This window comes from Aporhodopirellula rubra, assembly GCF_014192335.1.
Lineage (GTDB): Bacteria > Planctomycetota > Planctomycetia > Pirellulales > Pirellulaceae > Rhodopirellula > Rhodopirellula rubra.
In genome coordinates this window covers 358,288-384,186 of record NZ_JACHXU010000005.1, presented here as the reverse complement: position 1 = coordinate 384,186, position 25,899 = coordinate 358,288, and the positions used below count along the sequence as shown (strand labels likewise).

Here is a 25,899-nt window from a genome sequence, read left to right as displayed (position 1 = left end):
TTGCAAATGCGGGGACAATCGGAGTGGCGACATTTTTTTACCCCGCTGAAACGACGAGCGTACGGAACGATTAACTCACCGCAATGGCCGCGTGCGTGGTGATTGGCTTGCCGTCCAAAATTCGGCCGCGGCGTTCGGAAGAACCGGAACAGATTGCCAGCGGTGAAGCCCTTACGGGCGACATTCTCGCTCCCTGTTAACCACTCGCAGACATGCGAGAAAGAGCAGCTTCGGTTAACAGCAACATCCCCCATAGATTTCGCATTTGCGTCGACGGAAGACGTATCAAACGGGACGGCAATCGCATTACGAAAGCCGGATTCAATGCGAAAAAGCCTGCGAAATCCGCTGACTCTCTCCGGATTGGTTTTGTACGGGGAGGTCTTTGATGATGCGATCGATTTTGACTTCGACCACTGGGGTGACATCTTCTTTCGGTGGCGGCTTGGGAAGGTCTCGCGTGGCGATTGAGTCCTGGCTGCCTCTTTGCCCAAACGATCGAGTCAGCGCAAGGTCCTTTCCCTTCAGTTCGCCGCTATACTCGATGCGAAATTCTCGCTCGCCAAACTGACGAACTTCAGCGAACACAATCGATTCGCCGTCGACTTTCACGTCCACGAAGTCAACCTTCCGCTCTTCGTCTCGCGACTCAACTTCCGCTCGTGCAGACACATCGCCTGAGTCCTCGATAGCGACATGCAAGTGGTAGGTCTGAAGACCAAAAGGACTTTCGAACTGAATATGCCAAACGCCCGAGAGTTTGTTCTTAGGTTGGAACAATAGCGGAGCGAACTCTTTCAGGCTGCGACGCCAAGTTTGCCATTCGTGGGCTGTTTCAGGAGAAAGATAGTAGTGGGCATCGATCCCTAATTCTTTCAACTGTGCCACGGATTCGGCGGGGTTGCCACCTCGACGCGTCCGTCCTTCGCCACCGACTTCCTTGCTTCCATAGCTGACGAACACGAGTTTCACTTTATCTTTGAAGCTGTCCGTGTTCTCAACGTCTTCTTTTCCGATCGTGGCTCCGCTGAACAGCCCGATATGCGAAAATTTGTCGAGGTGGCGCAAAGTGATGAGCTTGGTCTCCATGCTGCCCATGGAAAGGCCAGCCATGGCACGGTTCGGTTGATCGGTGAGTGTTCGGAAGTTGGCATCGACGAAGGGAACCAGCTCGTCAACCAGAACCGTTTCGAAGTGTTTGATATCGAAATTACGAAGACCTCCGATGCGAACATCGTTGGTCATCCCATAGGTCATCACGATGATGAATGGCTTCGTTTTCTGTTCCGCGAGCAGATTGTCCATGATCAGTCCGGCGTGACCTTGGACGCTCCAGCCGTACTCGTTTTCACCCCAGCCGTGTTGCAAGTACAGTACGGGATAGCGTTTGTCTTGATCGCTGTCGTAACCGGGAGGCGTATAAACTAAAGCACGGCGTTGGGTGTCTGTGCTCTCTGAGTGGAAGAAGATCTCGCGAACTTGACCGTGGGGAACATTCTTGAGCGCGTAGAAGTCGCGATCGTGCGCGGGGATTTCGATCCCGCTTCCCCAACGCATTGCACCAAAGTAGTACTTGCTATTAGGATCCGGTACGTGTGCACCATCGATGATCAGTTCGTAGTAGTGGAAGCCTTCATCGAGTGGACGTGAATATCCGGTCCAAACGCCATCGTCGCCTTTGACGAACTCGGTGCTGTCGCGAAATGTCGTCGCAACGCTTTTCGCCTCCGGTGCAACGACGCGGAATTTAATTCGGCCCTGCGAATTTACTTGTGGATATTCTTTCCCGGCTTGGTTGGTCGATGCGGGTTGAAAGTCGTCTTTGATTCCTTCGGGAACACCGGTAGCAGTATCGGCGTTTTCATCGCCCGCTGGCTGTTCCGTCGATTCACTGGCGGCCTCTTTTTCCGTTGGCGAGTGTCCTGGATCTTGTTGAAAGACCATTTGTGCGAAGTGGTACAAATTGTTTCGCCAGTGGGTCGGATCGTGCCCATGGGAGTCGACATTCCAGATATGTGGGATGTCTTCCTCTTTTAAGTATCGTTGCAATCGCTGGCTGATCCGGATCAAACCGTCTTTGTTTCCGCACGACAGGTAGAGCAATTCAAGCTGTTCTTTCGCTTTCTCGGGATTCGCAATCAGCTCCTCAGGGGCTTTTGTATTTGGCGCCGACGAAAAACCTCCAACCCAGGCAAACTTGTCCAGGTGCGTGAGTCCAAAGTTCAACGATTGGCCGCCCCCCATGGACAGCCCCGCAATGGCCCGATGTTGTTGAGCACCGGCGACGGAGTAGCGAGACTCGATCGCAGGGATCACGTCATCGAGCAAGTCTCTTTCGAAAACAGCAAATGCGGGTGCCGATTCAAACACGTTGCCTTCTGCTCGATCGTTTTTCTGGGCACGTCCGTTTGGCATGACCACGATCATGGGGGCTGCTTTGCCATCGGCGATCAGATTATCAAACAGCAAGTCGGGGGTAGCGAATCGTTGCCATTCGGTTTCGTCACCACCGATGCCATGCAGGAGATAGAGGACCGGGTATTTCTTTTCATCTGAGTAACCCGGCGGTGTGTAGACATTCATCTTCCGTGTTGTGCCTACGGTTTTCGACTCGTATTCGATCATCTCGAGTTTGCCGTGCGGAATGTCGTCGCGTTTTTCGACAATGCGGTCTGGTGGATCCGCGTACGTTTGCTTGTCGTCACGCCCGAGTTCGATCGGACCGCCAAGATCACCGCGAGGACGCTCCCTTCGAGAGCGTTCCCGGTTTGGGGATTCGTCTTGCGCAGCGACGTGCGAGAGTTGCAAAAGGCAAAATGTGAGCAGTAGGATTGGTATTCTCATCGATTGTTCCTCAGGAGTAGAGAGGGAGAAGTCGTGCATGGAAAAATGGTGTCGATGGCTGCGTGCGCGATATTGTGTCGCCTTGAGGACGAACGTGAGCACCCGAATTGAGAGTTGGATGCAGGTGGTTTAGTTCACGTCGAGAATGCCGATGAAGCTTGATCGATTGGTCCTTTCGTACTTGCCCTGCGGAGTCGCATACCGCAGCTTCGTGACGTGTTGACCTGACGGTGCGTTTCCTTTGGGTAAACTTGAATTCCAGAAACGAAACACGTCATTCGTGCGAATCTGAATTGTCATGAAGCAATTTAGGCTGATTCCAACCTTGCTCTACTTGCCGCTTCCTAAAGACTCGCGAACCGATGTTGAGGCGTTTGGAATTCACGCCCGATCGTTTAGGGGCAAAACGTGCGTATACGCATAAACATAGCCAGCATCAGAAAGTTCCGCAAATCTCGGAGAAATTTCCGATTTGGCTTCGAATTGTGACACGCCACTTGGAAGAGCGAAGCATCGCGGGATCGCCAAAACATCGTTTTGGCCGCTGCACTGGATCGTCTATACGGAATCGTGAACCGAACGGATGGGGGCTGATTGCTCTGCCGCACCTTAACGGTGTGGACGGTGCTTTTTGCAAGAAGTTTTCGTCCGGCGGCTACTTCGCAGGTACTGGGGGCCGAGGAAAACTGTACGGGGACTCTTCGCGTCAGGTCGGATGTTGGTTGAAACCAGTGAGAGGATTTCGCTGCAGTTAAAGAGCAAGGACAAACGCCAATCACGCATGGGCCCATTGTGTCCACTCGGTGCGCTAGCAAGTCTCGAGGTCTGTTCAGCCTGGTCCTCAGGCTAGGAATCGTTTGTTTTCTGAACGTTTGTCACTCACGGTGTTTTCGCAGTTGTTCAGGTGCCTGAGTCTCCCATCCGCAGGAAAGTTCATTGGCACGGTATCCCAAGGATGTTCCTTATCTCGAATTGCGGCTTATTATGTGTGGGCAGGTGGGTTACGTCCTAGTCGACGACGTAATTCTTGGCCCGCCATCCGAAATGGATGGTGCAATCCGCCATACAGGTATGTCCCGAAAACGAGTCACTGACCCAATGGTCTCCGAGCGAACCAAAGAATCTATGGATCAAGAACGTGAACTGCCATTGGCGCTTCGTGCTGCGTACATGGCTCTTCACCGCTGCACGGAGGCGAAGTTTGCATCCCACGGAGTCACAGCGGATCAGTTTGTTCTCTTGCTAGCCTTGGAAGAAACTGGCACGCTCACGCAGCGAGAGCTAGCAGACCGGATTTCGTCAGACCCCAGCACGGTTCGAGCAATGTTAGTACTGCTCGAGAAGAATGGTTTTGTCCGGCGCGCCTCCCATCCGACCGATTCGCGGGCTAAAACCGTGGAGTTAACGGCGACCGGCAAAAGAACGCTTCGCAAGCTTTGGAAAGTTGGACAGTCAATTCGCGACGACATGTATGGAGCGATCACGCCGAAAGAAGCCGAGATTTTGATTCGGTTGCTTCGCTTGATCCCCAATTCGCTCAGCAAAGAGAAGACTTTGGTTTAACCCACTCACGCCCGCATTCAGAGCGATCTGCACCCAAAGTTGCGTGTCGGTGTGATTTGAGCGAACCATTGATGATAGGGATGCTTGGTCTGCACGGTTCGGGCAGGAGGGGCACACCGCGCATAGCAAAGCTGATTGCAGAAGGTGCAAGACAACGCGAGCACGCCGAGATCGAACCGGTGATATTGGCGAAGCTGGTGACGGCATTCTACCTCGGAAAACGACGAACCACATTTTTGCAGCAGGATGGTGCCGTCGTCGTTGGGGCAATTGTTGTCTGAAGAATTTCGAAATAGGGCGGCAAGATGGCTTGCGTTTGCTCTATCGCAGAGGCGGTTGGGAGGTGGGAGTGGATAACGCCCGTTTCACTTTTGGTCAAAGGCGGGTTTCCTGCAGGGGCCCGGACTGATTACTCTAGGGGGTGAATTCTCCGCTTGCTATGGCGTGGATTCCGCCGAGACGGCCCGGGAAGGATGTTGGGGGCCGCCTACCGGATGTTGTGCAAGGGAATGCAACGATGAACCAAGTGCTCAAATAGACGCACACGTTGAGATCAAACCTAGGAACGATTTAGGGACTTTAAGTAGCCGTCTTGGCTCGATCACCGCTCCGAATCTTCTTAACCATTTCCAGCAATCACCTAGAGAGGCTAAACATGACCCATCCGACACGTCACAGCCGACGTAGTTTCCTGCAAGTGACTTCTGCGGCGGCGGCCGCGGGCGTGTTTGCTGGCACCAGTGAATTTTCGTTCGCCCAGGATTCGCCAAACGAGCGACCGGTCTTCGCGACCATTGGGCTGCGGAACCAGGGTTGGACCATCACCAATAAGTCGACCAAGTTCGCAGACTTCGCTGCCTTCGCTGATGTTGATGCGAATGTGCTCGGAGCGATCAATGAAAAGCTAAAAGAGAAGACCGGTAAGGCGGCCGAGGGCTACAGCGATTATCGGAAGGTTCTCGAACGAGACGACATCGACGCGGTGATGATTGCGACACCCGACCACTGGCACACCAAGATCGCTGTTGAAGCGATGCTGGCAGGAAAGGATGTCTACTGCGAAAAACCGTTGACACTCACCATTGCCGAGGGCAAGCTGATCGAGAAAATCGTGAAGCAAACCGGACGCGTCTTCCAGGTGGGAACGATGCAACGTTCAGAATGTTCGAAGCGATTCTTAACAGCCATCGCACTGATCCGTGCGGGCCGAATTGGCGAGATACAAAAAGTCACGTGTGGGATCAATGGTGCGACGGGGTCCCCGGTGATTCCGGTGATTGACGCTCCCGAGGGGCTCGATTGGGACATGTGGCTCGGTCCTGCACCGGAGGCGTCTTACCGAGCGTTGCCGGAGATGCGGAAAGGATACGGTGGTGGTGTTCCGCTTTACACCAATTGTCACTACGCGTGGCGAAATTGGTATGAGTACTCAGGCGGGCAAATGAATGACTGGGGTGCTCACCATGTTGATATTGCGACGTGGGCTCTCGGCGCCGGCGACACCGGGCCAAACAAGGTCACGCCGGTGAGCTTTTCGTTGCCGGTCGAATACAAAGACGGCTATCCGACCGTGGACGATCAGTACAACTCGCCGACGAAGTTCGAGATCCACGTGAACATGCCGGGTGACATTCCACTCGTTATCACCAGCGAGGGCGACAACGGGATTCTATTCGAAGGTACGAAGGGGCGATTCTTCGTAAACCGCGGGCGTTTGGCGGGCAAGCCTGTGGAAGATTTGGAGAGTAATCCGTTGCCCGAAGGTGCCGTCGAAGAGGTCTATGGTGGTCCCGTCAGCGAGAATCACACTGCTAACTTCATCGCTGCGATGCAGTCGCGAGAGCAACCGATCTCTGACGTGTGGTCGCACAACCGGATGCTCGAGACTTGTCACTTGGCCAACATCGCGATCCGCCTGGGACGTGAGCTGAACTGGGATCCGGCAAAGCGAGAAATTGTCGGCGATGACGAGGCCAACGCATTCCTGGCACGTGAAAGCCGCAAGGGTTTTGAAATCGATATGTAGCGATGTTTTAGACGCCGGCCCCTCTCCTCGTGGTTGTTCAACGAGGAGAGGGGGGGCGACGTCGGCTTCTTAGAAGTGGTCTAAAACCAGACTTCGCTCAGTTGGCCGGATTCGAGTTCGTTTGCGTAACTCAGGTAGTAGTTGCGATTGGGCGCGTTGTACTCCCTAGCTGCGAGGCCTCGAAGTGCCTCGATTTTAACTTTTCGGGCGAGCGTTCGGTCGGCATCATCCAGCCATTTAACGTGGTCAGATAGCTCCAACGCCCATTGGTAGTCGTGTTTGGCCAAAGCGGATTGCATTTGCTCGGTCAGTTGCTGTGTGCCTCCGACCAGTTCGGACATCTTCTGCGCTTTGATTCTTGGCTCGAGCGGATTCAACGTTGTTGGATTGCCGTCGTACCAACCCAGCAGACCTGCATAGATCGCTCGGACCGCATGAGGCACCGAGCCGTAGAACTGGATCAGATACGGCTTGTTCTTCAAGTGCTCGGGAATTTTGACTTCGTGAGCGAGTTGGTTTGGACCTTTCCCGACATTGATGCCACGCACCGTTTGGTCGTACACGCTGCGAATCGCTTCGCTGTAGTCGCTGAGTGCAGTCGTTGCCGCTTGTTGTCCTTGGATAGGCATCGTGTGACCAGGAACGACCACGTGTGGTTTCAACGCAGCCATCTTCCCAACGCTTTCGGACCAATTCAGCACATCGCGATAGGCGGTGCCTCGGATCGCATACAGGTTTGGAAAGGAACTGTAAAAGTTGTCACCCGCGAACAGAACCTTTTCCTTGGGAAGCCAGACAAACAACGCATCGTCCGTTTCTCCCGGAGCAATGACGAATTCGAGCTCGATACCCGCGACCGTTGTCTTGAGTCCGTCGTTGGGAACCGTGACGCTGGGAGGAAGGAATCCCTTTCCCCGGTCGCTGTCGTCGGTGCCAGCCGGTGCAACGCCGCGGTTAGTGCTCTCTGATGGTGAGAGGTTGCGACCGAACTGACGTATGTTTCGTTTCTGCTTGACCGGATCGACGGCTTTGTTAACGCCTTCGGCGGAACCAAAACTTTTCGTGGCGAAGATCTTCGGTTTCTCATCGCCGACGAACGCACTCGCTCCGCCGATATGATCGCCATGGCTGTGAGTGTAGATGATCGCCTTGACCGGCTTGTCGCTGTATTGCCGAAAAGCCTCGGCCGCTTTCGATGCGCTGGCCGGACCGAAAAGGGTATCGATGATGATGACGCCGTCTGTGCCAACAATCATCGACGTGTTTGCGCCGTGATAACTGACTGCGGTGAAAACGTTGTCCGCGACATTGACGATGCCTTTTTCGAACTGTTGCTGTTGAGCGTTGAGCATTCGCAGGGCCGTGTCGGGTTTGACCTGCGTTTGTCCCCGGGCGACACCGGCTGTCAGTGCGAGAAGGCAGAAGAGACCGGCCGCTCGCGAGCTTGCACGGAACGTCAGTGTGATCTTATTTCTGTTCATCAGATTGGGCCTATGTGAGGTGATTAGTTAGGTTCTTCTGCATCTTTCGCAGAACGTTTTGCGTTGTGTGTAACTCTGATTTTGGAATTCCTTTCAACGCCGTTTTTCGTAAGTCATCCAACAATGGGAGGACCCTTTTCAGCTTCTGTTCGCCAACGCGAGTCAAACTGATCATCACGCTGCGAGCGTCTTTGCTCGATGTCGTCCGTTGTACAAACTGATTTTCGACAAGCCGATCCAATTGTCGTTTGACTGTCGTGGGATCGCGAATCATTAGCGATGCCAATTCGTTCATGCTGAGCGGCTCGCCGGCATCGAGCAAACTGATCAGTGTCTGCGTTTCCTCGGGCGAGAACGGCCAACCGGCTTTCTTCAGTTCAGCCGCCATGGAAGTGCGAATCAAATAAGCAACTCGCCCGATGGCGAATCCGGGCGAGGATTCTGAATCAAAGTGCATTGATGCCTCCCGACGTATCGTGAACCGACGCGGTTGCGTTGTGCGTAAGCTTTTGCGGCCCGGAAAAGATCGGGCGATACCAATCGAAGTAGCAGTAAATCAGCAGAACGCATGCCGCGAAATCGGGAAGCCCGATGGCGAGGAATTGATGCGCAAAAAAGGTCACATACAGCAAAATATTGAAGGCATAGGGCAACGACATCAGGACGGCGAGGGGCGCTGTCCGTGGGAAGAACATCAGTCCGCCCGTTATGGTCTTGAAGAGGCCAACCCAGAAAATCAGATAACCGGTCGTTTCGAGTGCCATCATGAATCGACCGACATCATCAGGTGTTTCCGTGACGGGGTAGCCGTTGACGGCAAATCTCATCGTCATGAGCCCGGTGCCAAAAAGAAACAGTGCGAAGAGTATCCGCACGACGATCGCGACACGGGGGAGTCGAATGGTCCGCTTTTCGTTTGGCAAGACACGTCTCCGAGGTTTAGTTGAACAGGGTCTGGTGGAACGAGCTGGATTCGAGTGAACGGGCGGGGGAGTTCACTTAACGCAAAAGGCTCAATTCCCTAAATTTGATTGCCTGTATAGTACAGGTAAGGCAAGGGGGAAGCGAAACAACAGAATAAATACGGTCGTTAAAAGCAAACCGAGGCGATGAATGAACGCAAAAAACGGTTGTTGGGACGAGGTCGCTGATGGGCCGGTCAACGCTCGTCACCGTCCGGACGCGGCGTGAAACTGACTGGCCAAGATATCGATCACCGAGGCGGATTCTGCTTCGCCATGCTTAGGCAGGATCAGGGCTTAGGCAGGATCAGGGATGATCTTTCCGGTGCGGTCGTCCACGCGGTGCAGGCGAGTGACGTCTCTCGTCACAGCATTGCTGGTTTTCAGGGAGACTAGCCAATAGGGTTCGTCGGGCACGTTTGCCGCCACCATTGCTTGCAAGATTTCCAAATCATGCACGCCGTTCTCGCTGTACAGCTTTGCGTAGAATTCCTTTTCCCGGCGAATCCTTTCCATGTCAAAAAACACAGCAGAGCACTTCGTGCCTGGTGAAATGTCGCCGAAGTGGTCGATGACGATCATGATCGCCGCCTTTTGATCCATCTCTCTTTTCGTCAACTCTTACTCCTAATCGTTGGCCCGTGCACTACCAGGATTTGTGCATCACCGCGAATTGAGGCATTGTTGCACTGAACGTGTGGATTGGTAGTCTACCTCATCTCATCGGTGACAAATTGATGAATGCGATCGGCTTCGCGAGCCGGCAACGCGAGCATCGAAAACAACGCTGATGATCATCCACTACGTGTTCCAGGAGAGTGCCATGCTCATGAATCTCGCTCATTCATTGCGACGGTTGCGAGCCTGCTGTGTTTGATTACGACCACCCACCTCGCTGCACATGAAGGCCGGCATCACGGGGATTCCCACACGCGAGTTCAGTCGCGAACTTGGGACAGCGTGGCGGATGGATTGCACCTGCATGGATCGTTTGTTTCGGCAAAGGACGGCATCCTGTCATGACGCGCAACGATTTCATGGGCGCTCACGAATGGGCGTTCTATGTCTGGAAAGAAGGAGCCGGCCACAAGTTCTACGGCCCGAACAACGCGACCGACCTATGGCACGTCAAGAAGGTTTCGCCGCAGCAGTTTGAACACCTCCCCGGCAAGCCGGCCGAACTCGCGGTGATGGCGATGCCGTATGCCGAATTGCAGATTGGGGAGCCGTATGGTCTTAAGAACTACTTTTGGCGGAATTCGAAGCCCGATGGTCGAACGCGGTGTAGTGAATTCGTGCAGGATGTTCTCAACAGTTCTGGACGCTATCACCTGAGCTACGGTCAAGGATTTAAGCCGCAGACGCTTCTCAGTACGATCGGCAGTGAGTACTCGGGCCCTGCTGTTGTTTCAGAACCGGTTTAAGCGCCGCCGGCGTTTTAGTCGACGCTCACGAGTTCGACGATGAAGTGAAGATTCGAGTGAGCTGGAATGGAGCCGGGGGATCCGCGTTCGCCGTAGCCGAGCCGGGAGGGAACCCACAGTTCGATCATCCCGCCTTCGCCAACGAGTTGCATCCCTTCGGTCCAGCCAGCGATGACGCTTTTCAATGGGAATGTGGTCGGTTCACCACGCTCGTACGAGCTGTCGAACACTTTTCCACTATTGAGCCATCCGCGGTAGTGGACCGTCACTGTGCTCGCGGACGTTGGCTTGCGCCCGTCGGAGTTCCGCAGAACGCGATATTTCAGTCCTGACGCGGTTTCCGAGAATTCAGGTGGGACGGTTGCGTCCATCGAACCCGTTCCGGCCTGGAGGTCTGGCTTGTCGACAAACGAAACCGGTTTCCATTTCGCTGTCGTCACATCCGGCGACGCCAGATCAGCCGAAATCTCTGGGCTGGGTGGCGCCGTGGACCGACAGCCCGGAACGATGAATAGGAGGCATAAAAGGCACCATGGCAACCGAGTCTTCATTTCCGCTCCAACGTTATCGTCTCGCATCCTGCATCAATTCATTACGCTCACCGGAAGTGAACCTCGCATCGTTCTGCGGTGGGGAGGTTAGCGAAACCCGGCAATCGTCGAAAGTCCGTTATTTACTAAACGATTCTGCGAACGCCGGAGATTGATTCCGAGCGGCATGCGGGAGGAATCTGTGGCGGTAGGGTAATCTATTGCCAGCCCACTGCTGTTCGTGATCCGAGAGTTTAAACTCGTTGGTGCAACAACTGACCGAACCGAAAAGTGAGGAATCCACAGAGATGAATGTCATTGTCGATTTGTGCGTCGTCCCGATGGGCGTGGGAGTATCCGTAGGCAGGTATGTCGCCGAGTGTCAGAAGGTCTTGCAGGAAGCCGGACTGGAACACCAACTGCACGCCTACGGCACGAACATTGAGGGCGACTGGGACGATGTTTTTGCGGCAATCAAACGTTGCCACGAACGCGTTCACGCCCTTGGTGCCCCCCGAATCACGACCAGCATCAAAGTGGGAACACGCACCGACCGCGAGCAATCCATGCAAGACAAGATCGATAGCGTGATAGAGAAGGAAATCTGAAAGATCGGGGACCACCGCATCGCAAGAGAGTTGCTCTGGCAGGTACTCGGACGGCGGTCGCTAAATCATGTTTGCGTTGAGTCGATCTACCAGATCGGATACTTCAGGGTTGGATAAGACAACGGAAACGCAGCGTAGGTCGAGGCCTCGTCCCGGCAATTTGTAGCAGGCGCGTTCGATTGCTCGGGTGATCCAGGAGTCACGGTTCCCAAACACGCCTCCGCCCAGCAGCGTTAGGTAGATCGTGTTGACTCCCGTTTGAGCTGCGTTGAGCACACCGGCGCAAAGTGTCGCTTCGTACGCTGCGTCGAGTATCAGTTGTGCGAACGGGCTCCATTGATCGGTCGCCCCGCAACCATACGCTACCGGCAGAGCCGAACAATAGGCCTGGCTGACTTTGTGCGTGGCATCGGCCAGTGTCACATCGGTCTGCCACTGGAGGCCGATTCGCAGCTCACCCCGCAGTTCGTCGAGTTCGGTTTCTGTCGCCTCTTCGAGTCGCCTCGTGGTTTGATGAAGCCCTTCGACTGTCGGTAACAGATAGCCATTCCGCATCGTCCATTTCTCACCGGTCTGGTTGCCCAAATGCAAACCGAGGTCGGATGAACAGTCAATCTGTTTGTCCATGGACTGGCCAACCGAGCCGTCGACGGGAACGAAGTAGTTGCGATAAATGGTGCCTGCGCCGCACGCGATCGCGCATGCGGGCCCTTGCGTCGGATCGGCTTCATAAATCCCGACACCGCGTTCTGGCGTCACCGAGGGACCAGTCATTTCCAGCAAGTTGAATTGTGAGGCGACCTGGAAAAGCGCATTCTCATTCCTCCGATCACAGTGCAACGTTCGGACGTCGGCAACGACTTCTCTAATCGTGGAAGGTCGCCCTATTGGTTCGATATGTTCCACCGCGTTTCGGAGTTCCGACAATTTCGGCGTTTCCAACCGACCGAAACAGAAACGGTTGCCGTTTGGGCAAACGAGCCGACCGTCTTCAATCTGTAGTTCTTGGCGAACTTGATCGGGAGTGTTTTCGTCGACGCCGGTGAGTCGATGGAACCATGTCATGATGCTAGATCGAAAACGAAATCGGTTAAGTGATTGTGCGCAAAGTAGCCTCAATCTTAACAGGTGTCAGGGCCGATCGGACGATGTGATGTGCCGTGAGTGTTTGCAACTCAAATGCGGGTTTTGTGTGGGTGACGTCAACGATTGACGATCGGATGACGAGGCATGATTCCGTTCCGTCACGTCTGAACTGTCGTAGGTGCGAACCCAGGGGGCACCGGCAGACTAAGTCGATGCGTCACGTTGATAGTCGAGATGCTGAGCCGGGCTCACTGGCGACGTTGGTCGCGCTGTAAGGTGGCCTCGTTTGTTTAGAGAGACTCATTCGCGGCATGTTCCATCGCTCCATCAGCAAGACTATCCGTTGGAGCGGGGGCAGATTGCCAGTTGGCGTTGTTCTCGCCGAGGAGTCTTATGTTCCATGGGCCCCGAATCTCGTAGGTGACCCCTCGCCAGACGATTCGGCGTGCGAACGTCGCAACAAACGAGGCCAGAAGTCCGATGAGTGCTGCCAACGAAAGATTAAAAGGAAGGCGAAGGAACTCACCCACCGTGACGCGAGGTGCCCGTTCGCCTTGCGCGGCGACAGCGCGCCTGGCACACCAATCAATCGTGAGATGATGCAGGACCGAGGTGGTCAGGGAAATGAAAAATCCTATGACTCCCAACGCAGCGGACAGATGATCGCCTTTGATCAGTCCGAACACGGCGACGACTTGCGCGACGGCGGATGCGGAGGTGGCGAAAAGGTGGTAGGCAACTAATGGGATCCACAGGCGGGAAAAGTACGTGCGTGTCCACGTGAGTTGTCGACGAATAAAGCTGTATGCAAATCGAAGGTCGCAGGCTTCACGGTTGGCCATGATTAAGGAGGGCACGAAAACGGTTTTCAGCCCTTGTTGTTTTGCAATGACGCGAACGGGGCCGTCGTCGACAATGGATGTTGCCAACCTTTCGCGGATGTCGCCGGAATCGACGAGAGACTTCTTAATCGCCATGGACCCCGCCCACGGGATCTTGAAAAACGACATGACGATCAATCCGGGGCCGTTCCAAACTTGCCGAACCAGCGAGCCCGTATTCAGTCTGTCGGGTAAGAACCAGCGATTGCCGAATGTAACTCCCACGTGTGGTTCGGAAAGCGGGGCAACGAGTTCACGAAGCCACGTCGGATGGCTTTCAAGGTCGGCGTCGGCCAGCGCGATCACCTGATGTGATTCATCAATCTCATCGAGTAACTGCACCAGCGAACTGTTTTTTAAACCGCAGGTGCGTCGTCGATTCGTCAGCGGCCAAACTCGCAAGCGATCACAATTGTGTCGTTCAATTGTGGCTTGAACGATCGGCCATGCGGGATCGCTTTTGGAGTCCACGACCACCAACACGTCGTAGTCGGGATAGTCTTGAGTCAACAGACGATCGAGGCAGCTCGCTAGTTTCGGGTCGGCTCCCCGAAGCGACAGCAAGATTGCGGCTTTTCCGAGTGGCTGGTCGTCGGGGAGTGCCCTCCTGCGGGTCAGGACGGTAGCCAGATAGAAAACCCAAGCGGAATTGAACACGGCAACGAAAAGGATGATGCCAAAGATGATCTGGGCGGCGAGGAGCAGTGTCATGGGCTCGGCCGGTTGGAAGTCGATCCGTTTATGGTCCATGCGTCCATAGACGTAAAACCAGATCTCAGTGAATGGCAAGCCAGTCGAGGACTATCGAACGCGGAAGTGGACATGACAGCGGCCACGACAGCGGCCGTTTCAACCGATATTTCGATTCCCCATGGTGTCGGCGGATTGGTGTGACGCGATCGCATGGAGCTTTCAATTCCTCCGCTCGTTTGGATCATGGCATCAACAGATTGACTAAACAACGGATGTCCAATTTTGCGTTTGAGGAACAGGGAAAGGGGTGAAGTGATCCCAACTGCGTTGATCCTTGGAGACTTTGCGATAGACGGCTGTGTTGGGGATCTCGAGCCGAGAGACTTCGTAGTCACAGCGATTGTGCGTGATGAACTGTGTGAGTGTGTCGATGGCGGGGAACTTTGCATCATCAACGACTATGAACCCTCCAACTTTTAGGATCCGGTCCGCCATGAAAAAGTCTGTAAAGACGGAGTCAAATCGATGGTCACCGTCAATATGAATGAATGACGATGACGACGGAGGTGTGGTCGCAGCCATTTCAGCCATTGCGAATTGAGAGTGTTTGCGAACTCGTCGAAACGACGTTCCAAATTGATCCGTAAGGAAATCCTGAACTTGGTTGCCCGCGTTTCCGGGTAACCCGAACGGATCGAGGATTCGGTGATCAAACATTCGACCGGCTTGGGCTCGCGACGCGAGAATGACGGCCGCGGTCATTCCCATACCAAAACCGACTTCGATTGATAAATCAGAGTCGCAATGATTTGCCAGGTAAGCGAGGAGAGCGGCTTGTTCGAGGGGAACTCTGACGATGCCCAGTGATTCATGACGCCCCGACTGATCGGAAAATTCACCCGTTTGCAGGGCGTTGACGGCGCACCCTGCCGCTTCATGGGAATGGGCGAGCTGGTGAAGCTGTTTGAGCAATTTCGCCGATGATGGGATTCCCCATCGGCTTAGCATTCGTTTGCTGAATAACTTCATGTGTTCCTTTTCAGCATGTCAATGCCTTGATAGGGTCGAACGTTTCTTTGATCGTCGTTTATGAATCGATCGCCGATTGAAAATAGTCAGGACGTCGTATCGACGCGAGCAGGCCTTCGTAGCGGAGCTTGGTTCCTAGGAATCCGATTCGGCGTCGCCCCGCGTCACTGGTTGCCAAACGATGGAACCGCTGGCAAGCGTATCGAATGAATCGAGGTGTGGTCGGTGTTTGATTATGCATTTGTTGATGACACAAGAAATCCGCATACATGAAATCTTTGAGTTCTAAGAGCGAGTGGATTTCGTGACCGTTGGTCCAGCGGAAAAATGGCAGCATCTCTTTACGGCTGATTGGGATTTCGGTGAGTTCGTTTAGCCAATCAGATGGAATCGGTGCGTCGAATCGCGAACGCAGGTATCCGAGCGATTCGCGAACATCAAAAAGAATCGAGAATCTCTGAGCATCGCTCTTGAGCCGTTTCCAATCAATCTCGTCTGGGGATCGTTGAAGGATTCGCATCGCATCGGCCACCCACAAAAAGGGATGCTTCACGGAGCCCCAACAGAGTCGTCCGTGCACCACGCAGTGCATTAAAAGATGCGTCGCGTCGGGAACCCTCACTTCCATCCCGCTCAAACACTCTTTGCGGGACGAGGGGAGCAATGCATCCAGACCGATGTAGGCATACGGGGGAGGTAATAGTTTGCGGTGCAGATCCAGTTGCACTCCATCTTCTGCCTGCCAAACACGGGCGTGGAATTCAGCGTGCGGCCCATCGCCGAGATCGGTCCAATTCATTGATCGGAGTCGTTCGGCAGCGGCTGGCTCGTCATCGGGCCGAATCAGGACATCCAGGTCATGCAGAGGACGCTCGCCGGCATCGTCAAAGTACTTGCCCGCAATCAGAGCATTTCCCTTGAGGACCAATGTCGGAATGCCGGCTTGGTCAAACGCGTCTATCAGTTTGACGAGGTGTTTTTGTTTCGATTTAGTCGTGACCCAGTGATATCGGTGGAGGGCCTTCATTTTAGGTAGCCACGGATCGTCCCGCCCGGCACTTAAGAATTGCTTGAGAACCATCGGGAGGATGCGGCAGGTTGTGTAGTCAATCTCGTCGTAGTTCGCGTAGCCTGCCTCGTTTCGCCACATGAGAAAGTGCTCAGCGAAGTCGGGTTGGGATGAAAGGGCCGCTCTCAAGAGCCATTCGTCTTCTGGTTTGGGCCATAGGTCGTCGTATTCCGGTTGCCAGTCTTTGGTATTAACTCGGGGCATTTGGATTTCACGATTGTCTGGGTTGGCAGAGACTCTACGAACCTCTAATTTATCCCGTGAAAGGAAAAGCCGAAACGGGCTTGCCGAAATGGATTCTTAGCATCCGAACGGTGTCTTTTCACCAGCCTATTGGATCTCGCTTTCAAAGAGAGTCACCCGTCATGACGAGCCAGCCGTTCTACAAATTGAACGAACCACAGGTTGTTGGAGAATTGTTGGACGGCGAGTTCATTCTTCTCCATTTCGAGACGGGCTGCTATTTCAGCGTGCGGCACACGTCCGCGAGTGTGTGCCACTGGCTCTTTGCCGGTGTGTCACCCACCGAGATCGCAGACGCGATTGCGACTCATTACGGATTGCCGAAAAACGATGTGGAGCAAGAAATCGACGCGTTCATCGCTGGGATGTTGCGAGAAGATTTGGTCGCCGTGGTCGATGCCCCGCAAAAACCCGCGTTGGTCGTTCCCACATTTGACGGTGCCTATACCAAGCTCGTATTCGAAAAGTACGACGACATGTCCGAGCAATTGTTGTTGGACCCAATCCACGAAATCGATGAGCGTGGCTGGCCTCAATCCAAGGCAACTTAGGATGACAACGTCGTGAAGGAATCCAGCGGCGATTCATTGCTCAACGAGTATTTTCATCGGATGGTCGAATCGTTTCAAACTGAAGCGAATCGAGTGGGTGAAACGACGGTTGTCTGCGAACTCGCTGGTCATCCGATTCGACTGCGTTTCGCCGGCGAGCGATTGAGCTTCCTCACCGATCCTTTGGAACACCTTATCGATCGCGATGAGAGGGCGGCAGAGTCAAACGCCGATCTTCAAACGGGGAATACGAGCGGGCCTTTTGAAATTTTGATTTTCTGCGGCGATGACATGGATGCCGAATGCCCCTGCCCGCCCTGGCTGACCGATGAGCAGAGCATCGGCGACAACGATGCGTGGCGCCGCGATCACGGCGACGTTTTCGTTAGTCATGTGCCGTCCTGTGGTTTTCTTCAACTGTGGAGTCGGCAGGAGCGGAAGGCGATCTATTTTATCAATCGTGTGGAACAGCTTTCGTACTGGGAGATTGCGGCCCCGTTTCGAACACTTTTTTCGTGGTGGGCAGAGGATAACGGAGGCCAGGTCGCACACGCCGCCGTGATTGGGCGTGCTGGTGAGGGCGTTCTGATTGTCGGACGTGGTGGCCGGGGGAAATCCACGACGGCGATCGCGTGTTTGGACGCGGGAATGGATTACGTCAGTGATGACTATGTGCTCGTGATGCTGCAGCCACATCCGACGGCGTTTAGTCTTTACAACTCCGCGAAACTTCACACCCGATTGCTGCAGGAACACTTTCCGGACTGGAAAGATCGAGTGGTCCGGAACATCGGACCCGAAGGCAAGTCACTTTTCTTTATCCATCGATCCTTCCGCGCTCAACTGAAGCGTGAAATGCGAATCGTCGCCATTGTTTGTCCGGTCATCACGGACCGAGAGCAATCGCGATGCGTGCCGACGTCCCGTGCGGAAGCTCTCAGGGGGCTTGCTCCTTCAACGGTGTTGCAACACGCGTCTCGGGAAAGCGCCGGGTTTTCGTTTCTGGCGAAATGCATTCGGCAGCTGCCTGCCTATCGATTGGAGTTGGGGCGGATTCCTTCCTCGCCCGGTGCATTGGATAACCTTTTGCGAGAGGAGGCCACCAATCTTGTCTGACACGCAACCGATGATTTCTGTTGTAATTCCCGCCTACAATGTCGCGAGATATTTGTCCGAGGCGATCGGGAGTATTCAACAGCAAGCCTACCATCAACTTGAAGTCATTGTTGTCGATGACGGTTCAACCGATGGCACGGCGGCGGTCGCTCGCAAGTTCTCAGACGTGAGGTGCATCGAGCAAGAAAACCGCGGCGCTGCCGGAGCACGAAACACGGGGCTCGATGCGGCATCGGGAGAAGTGATCGCTTTCTTAGATGCCGATGACATATGGCTGCCCGGGCATCTCGCGACTTTGTTGACGGCATTGCAGGGTGATCCCGCAAACCAATTTGTGTGGGGGGCTGCGAAGGTTGTCGAGACACCATCGCTTACGTCTACGGAAGATGCCAGCGAACCTGCCAAGGTGATGCGAGGTTTTTTACTCGGCGCTGGACTATTTCGCCGGGAAGTATTTGAGCACGTAGGGTTGTTTGATGAACGACTCCGCACGAGTGACGACTTCGATTGGTTCGCGCGAGCGAGACAATTGGGGATTCGGTCGCAATGTCTGCCGGATACGGTGTTGGCCTACCGAAAACGTCAAGGCAGTCTTACCAGCAACGTGGCTCAAATGCATGCCGAACGATTGCAACTAATGCGACGTTCTGTCGAACGACAGCGGGCACTGAAAATGAAGAACTCAGACCAATCCAAGGCAGCCGAATGAGTGTGGGCGATAGTGATGTATCGGTAAGCGTCGTGATTCCTGCGTTCAACGCAGAACGATTTTTGTTGGAGGCGATCAATAGCGTTCGCGTTCAAGCACACTCGAACATCGAAATTATTGTGGTCGATGATGGATCGACGGATCGGACGTTCCAAATCGCCAGCGACACTCCCGGTATTAAGGTGATTCGCCAATCAAACGGAGGGATTGGGGCGGCACGCAACGCGGGCGTGAAGATTTGCACGGGAGAGCTATTGGCGTTTTTGGATGCCGATGACCTTTGGAGTCCAGATAAGCTGCAGCGGCAACTGACGATCGCGGAAGACTTTGCTGAGATAGATTTAATTACCGGTCGTGTCCGACAGTTCTATGACGCTTCGCATCCGTTGGCCGACACAAAGTTGCCCGAATTTCATGAGGGTGAAGTGGCAGGGACTCTTTTGATACCCACCGAGCGGTTTCATAAAGTCGGATGGTTTAACACCGAATTGACCGTGGGCGAATTCATCGATTGGTTTTCAAGGTCGAAATCCCTCGGTTTACGATCTCATCGATCGGATGCGATCATTTTGGAACGCCGTATCCATGACCAGAACACGGGAGTTCGTCGCCGAGACGCCAGAAGCGAATACTTAAAAACGTTGAAAGCACATCTCGATCGTCGTCGAGCAAAGGAAGCTTGAACTCGGACGCTATCGGGCGAGGGCAACTTATTCAGGATCGGGTTTTGGGGCGTGGCAGAGCCGCGATCAGCTGCCCAAGTGAAGCATGGCCAGAGATTTTGCGTAAGCCTTTCTCAGCTTCCAGCAATGCATACGAAAGCCAACGATTGGCTTGATCGGTCTCAACCCAAAACCGCGTCACGCGGCCAAGCTTGGGTCGGGTATTCAATAACGCGTCCTCGATCGCGTTGGTGCTCAGCAGTGAACGGAGTATCGTGCTGGGAACGCTAAATCAATGCCGCGCCAGCAGGTTGTCACCGGCTTCGTTCAGACTCCGATACGCCTCGGTGTTGATCGGTTTCGGAAACGCGGTGAGCTCGCCAGTGACTTCCATCGGAGGTTCGATTCCTTGAACGCTGCGAAGACGCGTGAACAGACGCTAGTTCGCCCTAATTACGCTTCGAGAGCTTGCCCTTGATGTTTCGCTTTCTGTGGACCAAGCAACGCTGAATGACCGCATTAGCGAAGAACTCCAACACGGCAGAGCGACGGGCATCGCTGCCGTCGAGCCTTGCGTGCAACCGATAGTCGCAATTGAATCCGCGGTTGACGATGTGACTCATCAGTTCACGCGAGACCTCCAAGTTTTCACTACTGTCCAGTGCAAATTCAAGACATGCCTACGGCCTTCGCAGTCGATTCCAAGTGTCACCAGGGCCGTCTGATCTTTGCTTAAACGAATGCCGTCAAGCATCAAAGCACCCCAGTTCGTTGAACTGAGGTCATTGCCTCGCAGTTGTTCGATGAACTTGCTGCCAGCCTCTTGCCAAAGACGCGAAACGTTGGACTGTTTCACACCAGTAGAATTTTGCTTGATCTCTTCGACGCCCCGGGCGCTGACGCCAGAAATGATCGCTTGAACGATATGTGCCTGCAACTGCTGGGGATCTCTGGCAACACGGTAGGTGCTCAATTCGACTCTGTGACTGGAACCTTCATTCGAAGTCTGACGCATCCGAGGCCAGGCGACCTCTGCTCGCTCGCCCTCTACAGGACGCGCCCGGGATCTGGTCACCACCTCAGTAGACTCAAGCTCTACCCACGATAATTACTGATGGACCGCAACGAAAGCGGGACAAAGCTTTGGTGCTTCGTCAAGTCTCAATATGGCGGTGGTTAGCGCTTGCTACTCGATTCGATGTTCATGAAGGTGTACTTATCAACGTCCTCTGCTTTGAGCTGCTTGGTCTGTACGGGTAACCAGAGTGAAGTTGTCGGAATGTAGGTGATTGCAAACAACGCCACGGTCATCGCCGCAAAAAAAGGCAGCATAGTTCTAGTAACTTTGGCAATCGTCGTCTTTCCCACGCCACAGCCGATGAAAAGACAGGTGCCAACCGGAGGCGTACAGAGCCCAATGCAAAGGTTGGCGATCATCATGATACCGAAATGAACTGGATGCATGCCCAATCGTTCCACGACTGGCAAAAAGATTGGCGTGAAGATCAGCACGGCTGGCGTCATGTCCATGAATGTACCAACGCAGAGCAGAAGAACATTGATCGTCAACAGAATCACAATAGGGCTGTCCGATAGCCCCAACAAGGTCGCGCTGACGGTTTGAGGGATATTGGCCATCGTCATGATCCAGCTCATTCCCGAACTGGCGCCGATCAGGAGCATCACAACCGCCGTCGTAATCCCAGTCTGAAGTAATAGGTCGGGCAATTCGGCGAGTTGAATTTCGCGATAAACGATCACGGAAAGCACGAGTGCGTACACCACAGCGATCGCTGCGGCTTCAGTTGCCGTGAAGACTCCCGCCAAAATTCCACCGATCACAACGATGATCAGAAAAAGGCTGAGGAACGCGCGACGAAAGCTAGTGACTATCTCTTTCAATGATGAACGAGGTTCACATGGGTAACGGTTTCGATGGGAGAAAATGCCACACACCAACATAATAAAGAAGCCGCTGATCAAGCCAGGTAGCACGCCAGCGACAAACATCGCCGCAATCGATACGGACCCGGCAGCCACCGAATAAACGATCATGATGTTGCTCGGCGGAATCAGCAATCCAGTTGTCGCAGCAGTGGTGGTAACAGCCACATTGAACTCCCGGTTATAGCCCTTCCGATTCATTTCTGGAATCATGAATCCACCTACCGACGACACCGCCGCTGCCGCGGATCCAGAAATTGATCCGAATAGCATGCATGTCAGCGTATTCACATACGCCAAACCACCTGGAAGGAATCCAACCAATGTTCCTGCGAAATCAATCAAACGCCCCGCCATCCCTCCGCGTCCCATCAAGTGCCCTGAGAGAATAAAAAACGGGATCGCAAGCAGGGCAAAGCTGTTCACGCCATTGGCCATATTTGCCGCGACTACCACCGTTGGATCGGAACCTTCCGCCAAAATCGCAACAAACGTCGACAGAGCTATGGCAACCGCAATCGGTACATCCATGACCAACAAGATTGCGAACATAACCACTAGAAGCAATGCAATTGTGCCCATCAGTTCCATTCCTCCGGTGAATCCGACTCATGAAGGTTTGCCGCTGGCGTGTACAAGGTCTCGATCAAATTTTCAATGGTATAGAGCACCATGAAAATTCCCGATATGGGCAATGCCAAGTACACATGTCCCATTTCCCAACCCAGGGCAGGCGTACTTTGTTCCATCGCCAAGGTATCCATCACAACACGGCCACCGCCGTAGAGAAAGATTCCCCCTGCGAAAAACAGGACAATGAAATGGCTGATAGTCGCCATCCCCTTTCGCGCGTCGTGATGGAGTTTGCTCACGAAATAGTCCACCCCGAGATGCCCTTTCGTGCCGAATGCCACCGCTCCTCCCAACAACGACACCCAAATCAATAGAAACCTTGCCAACTCTTCCGTCCAATTCGCTTGTTGTCCCATCGCATAGCGAGTGATGACCCCCCACACCACATCCAGAACCAGAATCGCCACTGCAAGGATTAAGGCGACTTCCAATGCTTGCGTGGTCCATTGCTTGATTTTCGATACGATTGTTAGCATGATTCTGTCGTGATGGCGGGTACGGTTAGGGAGCAAAGAGTGGGAGGAATTGTGTGGTCAGTGTTCGATAGCATTCACTTTAGAGATTCTAGTTAATAGATCGCGAACCACGAGGGATGCAACGTTCTCAAACATCGGGGCGACCTTCGCGGCAAAAGACTTGATGTCAATTTCATGAATCGTGACACCTTCACTTTTTACCTGGTCCATCGCATCCAACGTCATTTGATCCCACAGCTGTCGCTGGTAATCCGAGGATTCGGTGGCGGCTTGTTGCAGCCAAGCCTGTACTTGCGGATCGAGCTTGTTCCAGATTCGGGTGCTGACTAATAGCAGATCTGGTATTCGTGTATGACCATCAAGCGTGAAGTGCCTACAAACCTCATAGTGCTTGTTGGTACTAAAGCTGGGCAAATTGTTCTCAGCACCATCAACCGTACCTTGAGCAAGTGCCGAGTACAGCTCCCCCCAAGCAATTGGAGTGGGTGCACCGCCCATGGCCTTGACCATCTCAATTGCTGTCCTGCTGTTCTGAACCCGAATTTTCAAACCTCGCAGATCGTCGGGCGTGCGCACGGGAGTGTTTTTGGTGTAAAAATTGCGACTGCCAGCATCGTAGTAACACAGCCCCCGAAGATACTTCTGTTCGCCATCCTGAAGCAACTCGTTGCCGATTTCACCATTGAGGACAGCCCAGTAGTGATCGCTATCACGAAAGATGTACGGGAACCCAAAGACCGACATCGAGGGAATGAAATTCTCCAACGACGCAGCCGACGTTTTTGTCATTGCCAGAGTGCCATTTTGAAGTTGTTCGATACATTGTGTTTCCGAACCCAGCACTGAACTGGGATAGATGTCAATGCTCACGGTCCCGCCAGAAAGCTCTTCCAAGCGTTCCTTCATCGATTCCATGGCCAGGTGTACTGGATGGGCGGTATCGAGCCCATGGCCGAGCTTTAAAACCAATGGCCGCCCGCGTTCCGCCCCGCTGCCAGCTCGAAGTTTTTGCGATCGAAGCGACAACGCAAAGCCTCCAATTGCGAACAAACCGGTCAAGAGTAGCCCTACGGCAATCCAAGAAATCCATCGATGGAGCGATGTTTCGTCAGGTTCACGTAACAATAGCTGCACGCTTGATTCGTTCATGATCTAAGCATGTCCAAAAGATTGTGGCACGGCGGTCGCAACTGAGGTTTTCGGCTCCCGACCGCTATGTGAACGAGGTGATGGTGGCAGGTGGCAAGCCAACCGCTCCCGCGAAACAGCATAAACCAAGGGTTGTGCGATCAATCGATTTTGGCAATTCATCTCTGCGTACCTGCATAGCGCAGTCCGAGCATCAGTCCTCGCAACTCTGCGAGGCCACGCATGCGACCTATGCACGAGTATCCTGGAGTTATTCCAACAGGTTTTTCTAGATCGTCCATCATTGTGTGACCATGGTCGGGGCGTAAGGGCAATTGCCAGTCAGGCAGTCCTTCAGCTCGACGGCGATCCTGTTCGTCTAGCAACGTTTGCACCACCGCTGGCATTCCCACCGACCCAGCCAGATGATCCGCCTCATAAAACGAACCGTCCGGTAATCGTTGGGTGCTACGCAGGTGGACCGCATGAATCCGCGAGGCAAATCGCTTAGCCATCGCCGACAGATCGTTGTCCGCCCGGACGCTGAACGAGCCAGTGCAGTAGCAAAGGCCGTTTGCGTCACTGTCCACCATCTTAAAGATGGTCTCGATGTCCGAGGCAGTACTGGCAATACGCGGCAAGCCAAGAACCGAAAAGGGTGGATCGTCAGGATGGATCGCCAAACGAACACCGACTTCTTCCGCGACGGGCACGACCGTCTGCAAAAAAGTTTTGAGGTTATTTCGTAGACGATCATTGTCGATCCCATCGTAACGAGCGAGCATGGCACGAATGTGGTCGAGGGTTAAACCCCATTTGACACCGGGAAATACATCAATCACGGATTGGACGAAAGCCTGCTGATCATTCGTGTTCAAGCCTTCCCACCAAACCTTGGCTTCGGCGAGTTGCTCGGCGGTATAATCCGCTTCGGCATTCCTGCGTCGCAATGCATAGACCTCAAATGCCGCAAACCGAGATGGATCATAGTGTAGGCATCGGGATCCATCTGGAAGCAACGAGTTCATTTCCGTGCGCACCCAGTCCAAAACCGGCATGAAGTTGTAGATCACCGTGTTGATACCTTCGTCGGCAAGGTGACGTAGCGTATCGGTGTAGTTGCGGAACATTGGCTTCAGGTCACCTTGCCCCACCTTGATGTCTTCGTGCACTGGTACTGATTCCACAACCGACCAACGCAATCCAGCCGCCTCGATCAGCTCGCGACGCGCGTGGATGGCATCACGTGGCCAAACTTCGCCATAGGGAATCTGGTGCAGCGAACTAAACACGGTACTGGCGCCGGCTTGGCGGATATAAGAAAGTGACACCGGGTCGTTGGGACCAAACCAGCGCAATCCTTCTTCCATCAAACAGAGATTGGGATTCTTAAGGTTCACGATCTAGACTCCCGAATACGCCACAAATCCGCCGTCGACTGGCATGGTCGTACCCGTCGCAAATTTCGATGCATTGCTCAACAGGTAGTGGACCGCGCCGTGAAGTTCGTCTGCTTCGCCAAAGCGGCCAAAGGGGGTGTTTTGAATCACCAACTGACCACGTTCGGTTAGCGAACCATCTTGATTGGTGAGCAGTCGGCGGTTCTGTTCGCCAATGAAGAATCCTGGCAGCAACGCGTTGACTCGCACCTTTCCACCGGTTCGCCGAGCCATGTCAACGGCGAGCCAGCGAGTGAAGCTCTCAACCGCTGATTTAGCAGCGGAGTATCCGACTACACGGGTGACGGCTTGCGGTGCACTGACCGATGAAAAATTAATAATCGAGCCGGAACCACCCTCTACCATGAGAGGTGCCAGTACCAGTGATGGCAGCACCGTGCCATGCAGGTTGAGATCAATGACCTGCTGAAAAGAGTCAAAGTCGAGATCGGAGAAACTCTTTTCCGGGGGGACGGTGGCACCTGGCATGTTGCCTCCGGCACCGTTCAGCAACCCATCAATTCGCCGCCATTTCTGCAAAACCTGATCACGCACCCGTTCCAACGCGGGTCGGTCAAGGACATCGGCGATGATCCCAAGGCATTCCGCGTCAGGCGTTTGCGCCCGACACCCCGACAAAGCCGCATCCAGCTTCTCCTGACTCCGCCCCAGGTAGACGACGCGAGCGTTTTGCGCGGCCAAGTAATTGGCAGCGGATCCAGCCAGTGCGCCGGTTGCACCGGTCACGACAATAACACGATCCGTAAGATCAAACAGAGATTTCATAGCGAGGACTAATGAG

Annotated in this window: 25 protein-coding genes and 1 pseudogene; 10 read left to right on the top strand and 16 right to left on the bottom strand. The window is 53.9% G+C overall.

What is annotated here, in order from left to right:
- Positions 1-321: 321 nt before the first annotated feature.
- Entirely contained in the window at positions 322-2,844 is a 2,523-nt protein-coding gene (locus FHS27_RS09495; RefSeq protein WP_184304483.1) for an alpha/beta hydrolase-fold protein, read from the bottom strand.
- Positions 2,845-3,969: 1,125 nt separating this feature from the next.
- Here FHS27_RS09495 and FHS27_RS09490 point away from each other — a divergent pair.
- The 3 genes from FHS27_RS09490 to FHS27_RS09480 all read left to right on the top strand — a co-directional run bounded on the left by FHS27_RS09490 (position 3,970) and on the right by FHS27_RS09480 (position 6,433).
- Entirely contained in the window at positions 3,970-4,407 is a 438-nt protein-coding gene (locus tag FHS27_RS09490) for a MarR family winged helix-turn-helix transcriptional regulator (protein ID WP_246419347.1), read from the top strand.
- A gap of 56 nt (positions 4,408-4,463) precedes the next feature.
- A complete protein-coding gene (locus tag FHS27_RS09485; protein WP_184304481.1) occupies positions 4,464-4,688 on the top strand; it encodes a hypothetical protein in 225 nt (74 codons plus the stop codon).
- A gap of 374 nt (positions 4,689-5,062) precedes the next feature.
- Positions 5,063-6,433 carry a Gfo/Idh/MocA family protein gene (locus FHS27_RS09480; RefSeq protein WP_184304479.1) on the top strand — a complete coding sequence of 457 codons (1,371 nt, stop codon included), beginning with the start codon at positions 5,063-5,065 and terminating at the stop codon, positions 6,431-6,433.
- An 80-nt stretch (positions 6,434-6,513) separates the two neighbouring features.
- Here FHS27_RS09480 and FHS27_RS09475 read toward each other — a convergent pair whose 3' ends face one another.
- The 4 genes from FHS27_RS09475 to FHS27_RS09460 all read right to left on the bottom strand — a co-directional run bounded on the left by FHS27_RS09475 (position 6,514) and on the right by FHS27_RS09460 (position 9,479).
- On the bottom strand, positions 6,514-7,914 hold the full coding sequence (locus tag FHS27_RS09475) for an alkyl sulfatase dimerization domain-containing protein (RefSeq protein WP_184304477.1): 1,401 nt from the start codon (positions 7,912-7,914) through the stop codon (positions 6,514-6,516).
- Between the two features lie 10 nt (positions 7,915-7,924).
- Positions 7,925-8,371, bottom strand: coding sequence for a MarR family winged helix-turn-helix transcriptional regulator (locus tag FHS27_RS09470; RefSeq protein ID WP_184304475.1), 447 nt, complete (start codon positions 8,369-8,371; stop codon positions 7,925-7,927).
- Positions 8,361-8,837: a hypothetical protein gene (locus FHS27_RS09465; RefSeq protein WP_184304473.1), complete on the bottom strand. Its 477-nt coding sequence runs from the start codon at positions 8,835-8,837 to the stop codon at positions 8,361-8,363. The genes FHS27_RS09470 and FHS27_RS09465 overlap by 11 nt, the downstream gene beginning before the upstream one ends.
- A 336-nt stretch (positions 8,838-9,173) precedes the next feature.
- Entirely contained in the window at positions 9,174-9,479 is a 306-nt protein-coding gene (locus FHS27_RS09460) for a hypothetical protein (protein WP_184304576.1), read from the bottom strand.
- A 138-nt stretch (positions 9,480-9,617) separates the two neighbouring features.
- Between FHS27_RS09460 and FHS27_RS09455 the strand changes: the two genes are divergently transcribed.
- Both FHS27_RS09455 and FHS27_RS09450 read left to right on the top strand, forming a co-directional pair.
- Positions 9,618-9,899, top strand: a complete 282-nt coding sequence (locus tag FHS27_RS09455) for a hypothetical protein (RefSeq protein ID WP_221224998.1) — start codon at positions 9,618-9,620, stop codon at positions 9,897-9,899.
- Positions 9,896-10,300, top strand: coding sequence for a hypothetical protein (locus tag FHS27_RS09450; RefSeq protein WP_184304471.1), 405 nt, complete (start codon positions 9,896-9,898; stop codon positions 10,298-10,300). Before FHS27_RS09455 ends, FHS27_RS09450 begins: the two co-directional genes overlap by 4 nt.
- A 14-nt stretch (positions 10,301-10,314) precedes the next feature.
- Here the strand turns inward: FHS27_RS09450 and FHS27_RS09445 are convergent, their stop codons facing one another.
- Entirely contained in the window at positions 10,315-10,851 is a 537-nt protein-coding gene (locus FHS27_RS09445; protein ID WP_246419342.1) for an FKBP-type peptidyl-prolyl cis-trans isomerase, read from the bottom strand.
- A gap of 287 nt (positions 10,852-11,138) precedes the next feature.
- Here FHS27_RS09445 and FHS27_RS09440 point away from each other — a divergent pair, with 287 nt between their 5' ends.
- On the top strand, positions 11,139-11,438 hold the full coding sequence (locus tag FHS27_RS09440; protein ID WP_184304466.1) for an MTH1187 family thiamine-binding protein: 300 nt from the start codon (positions 11,139-11,141) through the stop codon (positions 11,436-11,438).
- A gap of 60 nt (positions 11,439-11,498) precedes the next feature.
- On the opposite strand, the gene FHS27_RS09435 is transcribed toward FHS27_RS09440, so the two are convergent.
- The 4 genes from FHS27_RS09435 to FHS27_RS09420 all read right to left on the bottom strand — a co-directional run bounded on the left by FHS27_RS09435 (position 11,499) and on the right by FHS27_RS09420 (position 16,400).
- Positions 11,499-12,503, bottom strand: a complete 1,005-nt coding sequence (locus FHS27_RS09435) for a hypothetical protein (RefSeq protein WP_184304464.1) — start codon at positions 12,501-12,503, stop codon at positions 11,499-11,501.
- Positions 12,504-12,814: 311 nt separating this feature from the next.
- Positions 12,815-14,116 (bottom strand): glycosyltransferase, encoded by a 1,302-nt coding sequence (locus tag FHS27_RS09430; protein ID WP_184304462.1) that lies wholly within the window; start codon positions 14,114-14,116, stop codon positions 12,815-12,817.
- A gap of 243 nt (positions 14,117-14,359) precedes the next feature.
- Positions 14,360-15,127 carry a class I SAM-dependent methyltransferase gene (locus FHS27_RS09425; RefSeq protein WP_184304460.1) on the bottom strand — a complete coding sequence of 256 codons (768 nt, stop codon included), beginning with the start codon at positions 15,125-15,127 and terminating at the stop codon, positions 14,360-14,362.
- Positions 15,128-15,185: 58 nt separating this feature from the next.
- The gene (locus FHS27_RS09420; RefSeq protein ID WP_184304458.1) at positions 15,186-16,400 is read right to left on the bottom strand and encodes a nucleotidyltransferase family protein; all 1,215 of its coding nucleotides are present in this window, start codon (positions 16,398-16,400) and stop codon (positions 15,186-15,188) included.
- A 161-nt stretch (positions 16,401-16,561) separates the two neighbouring features.
- Between FHS27_RS09420 and FHS27_RS09415 the strand changes: the two genes are divergently transcribed.
- Genes FHS27_RS09415 through FHS27_RS09400 form a run of 4 tightly spaced genes read left to right on the top strand, consistent with a single transcriptional unit; the run spans position 16,562 to position 19,498 of the window.
- On the top strand, positions 16,562-16,990 hold the full coding sequence (locus FHS27_RS09415; RefSeq protein ID WP_184304456.1) for a PqqD family protein: 429 nt from the start codon (positions 16,562-16,564) through the stop codon (positions 16,988-16,990).
- A 12-nt stretch (positions 16,991-17,002) separates the two neighbouring features.
- On the top strand, positions 17,003-18,106 hold the full coding sequence (locus FHS27_RS09410) for a hypothetical protein (protein ID WP_184304454.1): 1,104 nt from the start codon (positions 17,003-17,005) through the stop codon (positions 18,104-18,106).
- Between the two features lie 10 nt (positions 18,107-18,116).
- Positions 18,117-18,815 (top strand): glycosyltransferase family 2 protein, encoded by a 699-nt coding sequence (locus FHS27_RS09405; RefSeq protein WP_184304452.1) that lies wholly within the window; start codon positions 18,117-18,119, stop codon positions 18,813-18,815.
- Positions 18,812-19,498 (top strand): glycosyltransferase family 2 protein, encoded by a 687-nt coding sequence (locus tag FHS27_RS09400; protein ID WP_184304450.1) that lies wholly within the window; start codon positions 18,812-18,814, stop codon positions 19,496-19,498. Before FHS27_RS09405 ends, FHS27_RS09400 begins: the two co-directional genes overlap by 4 nt.
- A gap of 27 nt (positions 19,499-19,525) precedes the next feature.
- Here FHS27_RS09400 and FHS27_RS09395 read toward each other — a convergent pair.
- The 6 genes and pseudogenes from FHS27_RS09395 to FHS27_RS09370 form a co-directional block, all read right to left on the bottom strand.
- Positions 19,526-20,542 (bottom strand): annotated as a pseudogene (locus tag FHS27_RS09395) (transposase); the annotation flags it as partial.
- 111 nt (positions 20,543-20,653) lie between these two features.
- On the bottom strand, positions 20,654-22,003 hold the full coding sequence (locus FHS27_RS09390; RefSeq protein ID WP_184304448.1) for a TRAP transporter large permease: 1,350 nt from the start codon (positions 22,001-22,003) through the stop codon (positions 20,654-20,656).
- The gene (locus FHS27_RS09385) at positions 22,003-22,530 is read right to left on the bottom strand and encodes a TRAP transporter small permease (RefSeq protein ID WP_184304446.1); all 528 of its coding nucleotides are present in this window, start codon (positions 22,528-22,530) and stop codon (positions 22,003-22,005) included. The genes FHS27_RS09390 and FHS27_RS09385 overlap by 1 nt, the downstream gene beginning before the upstream one ends.
- A gap of 57 nt (positions 22,531-22,587) precedes the next feature.
- A complete protein-coding gene (locus FHS27_RS09380) occupies positions 22,588-23,679 on the bottom strand; it encodes a TRAP transporter substrate-binding protein (RefSeq protein WP_184304444.1) in 1,092 nt (363 codons plus the stop codon).
- Positions 23,680-23,837: 158 nt separating this feature from the next.
- A complete protein-coding gene (gene uxuA / locus FHS27_RS09375; RefSeq protein ID WP_221224977.1) occupies positions 23,838-25,058 on the bottom strand; it encodes a mannonate dehydratase in 1,221 nt (406 codons plus the stop codon).
- A 3-nt stretch (positions 25,059-25,061) separates the two neighbouring features.
- The gene (locus tag FHS27_RS09370) at positions 25,062-25,883 is read right to left on the bottom strand and encodes an SDR family oxidoreductase (RefSeq protein WP_184304442.1); all 822 of its coding nucleotides are present in this window, start codon (positions 25,881-25,883) and stop codon (positions 25,062-25,064) included.
- Positions 25,884-25,899 lie beyond the last annotated feature (16 nt).

Bases quoted from the DNA above. Each gene is read 5' to 3' on its own strand.
- FHS27_RS09495 (WP_184304483.1), bottom strand. From the start codon at position 2,844: ATGAGAATACCAATCCTACTGCTCACATTTTGCCTTTTGCAACTCTCG.
- FHS27_RS09490 (WP_246419347.1), top strand. From the start codon at position 3,970: ATGGATCAAGAACGTGAACTGCCATTGGCGCTTCGTGCTGCGTACATG.
- FHS27_RS09480 (WP_184304479.1), top strand. From the start codon at position 5,063: ATGACCCATCCGACACGTCACAGCCGACGTAGTTTCCTGCAAGTGACT.
- FHS27_RS09475 (WP_184304477.1), bottom strand. From the start codon at position 7,914: ATGAACAGAAATAAGATCACACTGACGTTCCGTGCAAGCTCGCGAGCG.
- FHS27_RS09470 (WP_184304475.1), bottom strand. From the start codon at position 8,371: ATGCACTTTGATTCAGAATCCTCGCCCGGATTCGCCATCGGGCGAGTT.
- FHS27_RS09460 (WP_184304576.1), bottom strand. From the start codon at position 9,479: ATGGATCAAAAGGCGGCGATCATGATCGTCATCGACCACTTCGGCGAC.
- FHS27_RS09455 (WP_221224998.1), top strand. From the start codon at position 9,618: ATGCGATCGGCTTCGCGAGCCGGCAACGCGAGCATCGAAAACAACGCT.
- FHS27_RS09450 (WP_184304471.1), top strand. From the start codon at position 9,896: ATGACGCGCAACGATTTCATGGGCGCTCACGAATGGGCGTTCTATGTC.
- FHS27_RS09445 (WP_246419342.1), bottom strand. From the start codon at position 10,851: ATGAAGACTCGGTTGCCATGGTGCCTTTTATGCCTCCTATTCATCGTT.
- FHS27_RS09440 (WP_184304466.1), top strand. From the start codon at position 11,139: ATGAATGTCATTGTCGATTTGTGCGTCGTCCCGATGGGCGTGGGAGTA.
- FHS27_RS09435 (WP_184304464.1), bottom strand. From the start codon at position 12,503: ATGACATGGTTCCATCGACTCACCGGCGTCGACGAAAACACTCCCGAT.
- FHS27_RS09430 (WP_184304462.1), bottom strand. From the start codon at position 14,116: ATGACACTGCTCCTCGCCGCCCAGATCATCTTTGGCATCATCCTTTTC.
- FHS27_RS09425 (WP_184304460.1), bottom strand. From the start codon at position 15,127: ATGAAGTTATTCAGCAAACGAATGCTAAGCCGATGGGGAATCCCATCA.
- FHS27_RS09420 (WP_184304458.1), bottom strand. From the start codon at position 16,400: ATGCCCCGAGTTAATACCAAAGACTGGCAACCGGAATACGACGACCTA.
- FHS27_RS09415 (WP_184304456.1), top strand. From the start codon at position 16,562: ATGACGAGCCAGCCGTTCTACAAATTGAACGAACCACAGGTTGTTGGA.
- FHS27_RS09405 (WP_184304452.1), top strand. From the start codon at position 18,117: ATGATTTCTGTTGTAATTCCCGCCTACAATGTCGCGAGATATTTGTCC.
- FHS27_RS09400 (WP_184304450.1), top strand. From the start codon at position 18,812: ATGAGTGTGGGCGATAGTGATGTATCGGTAAGCGTCGTGATTCCTGCG.
- FHS27_RS09390 (WP_184304448.1), bottom strand. From the start codon at position 22,003: ATGGGCACAATTGCATTGCTTCTAGTGGTTATGTTCGCAATCTTGTTG.
- FHS27_RS09385 (WP_184304446.1), bottom strand. From the start codon at position 22,530: ATGCTAACAATCGTATCGAAAATCAAGCAATGGACCACGCAAGCATTG.
- FHS27_RS09380 (WP_184304444.1), bottom strand. From the start codon at position 23,679: ATGAACGAATCAAGCGTGCAGCTATTGTTACGTGAACCTGACGAAACA.
- FHS27_RS09370 (WP_184304442.1), bottom strand. From the start codon at position 25,883: ATGAAATCTCTGTTTGATCTTACGGATCGTGTTATTGTCGTGACCGGT.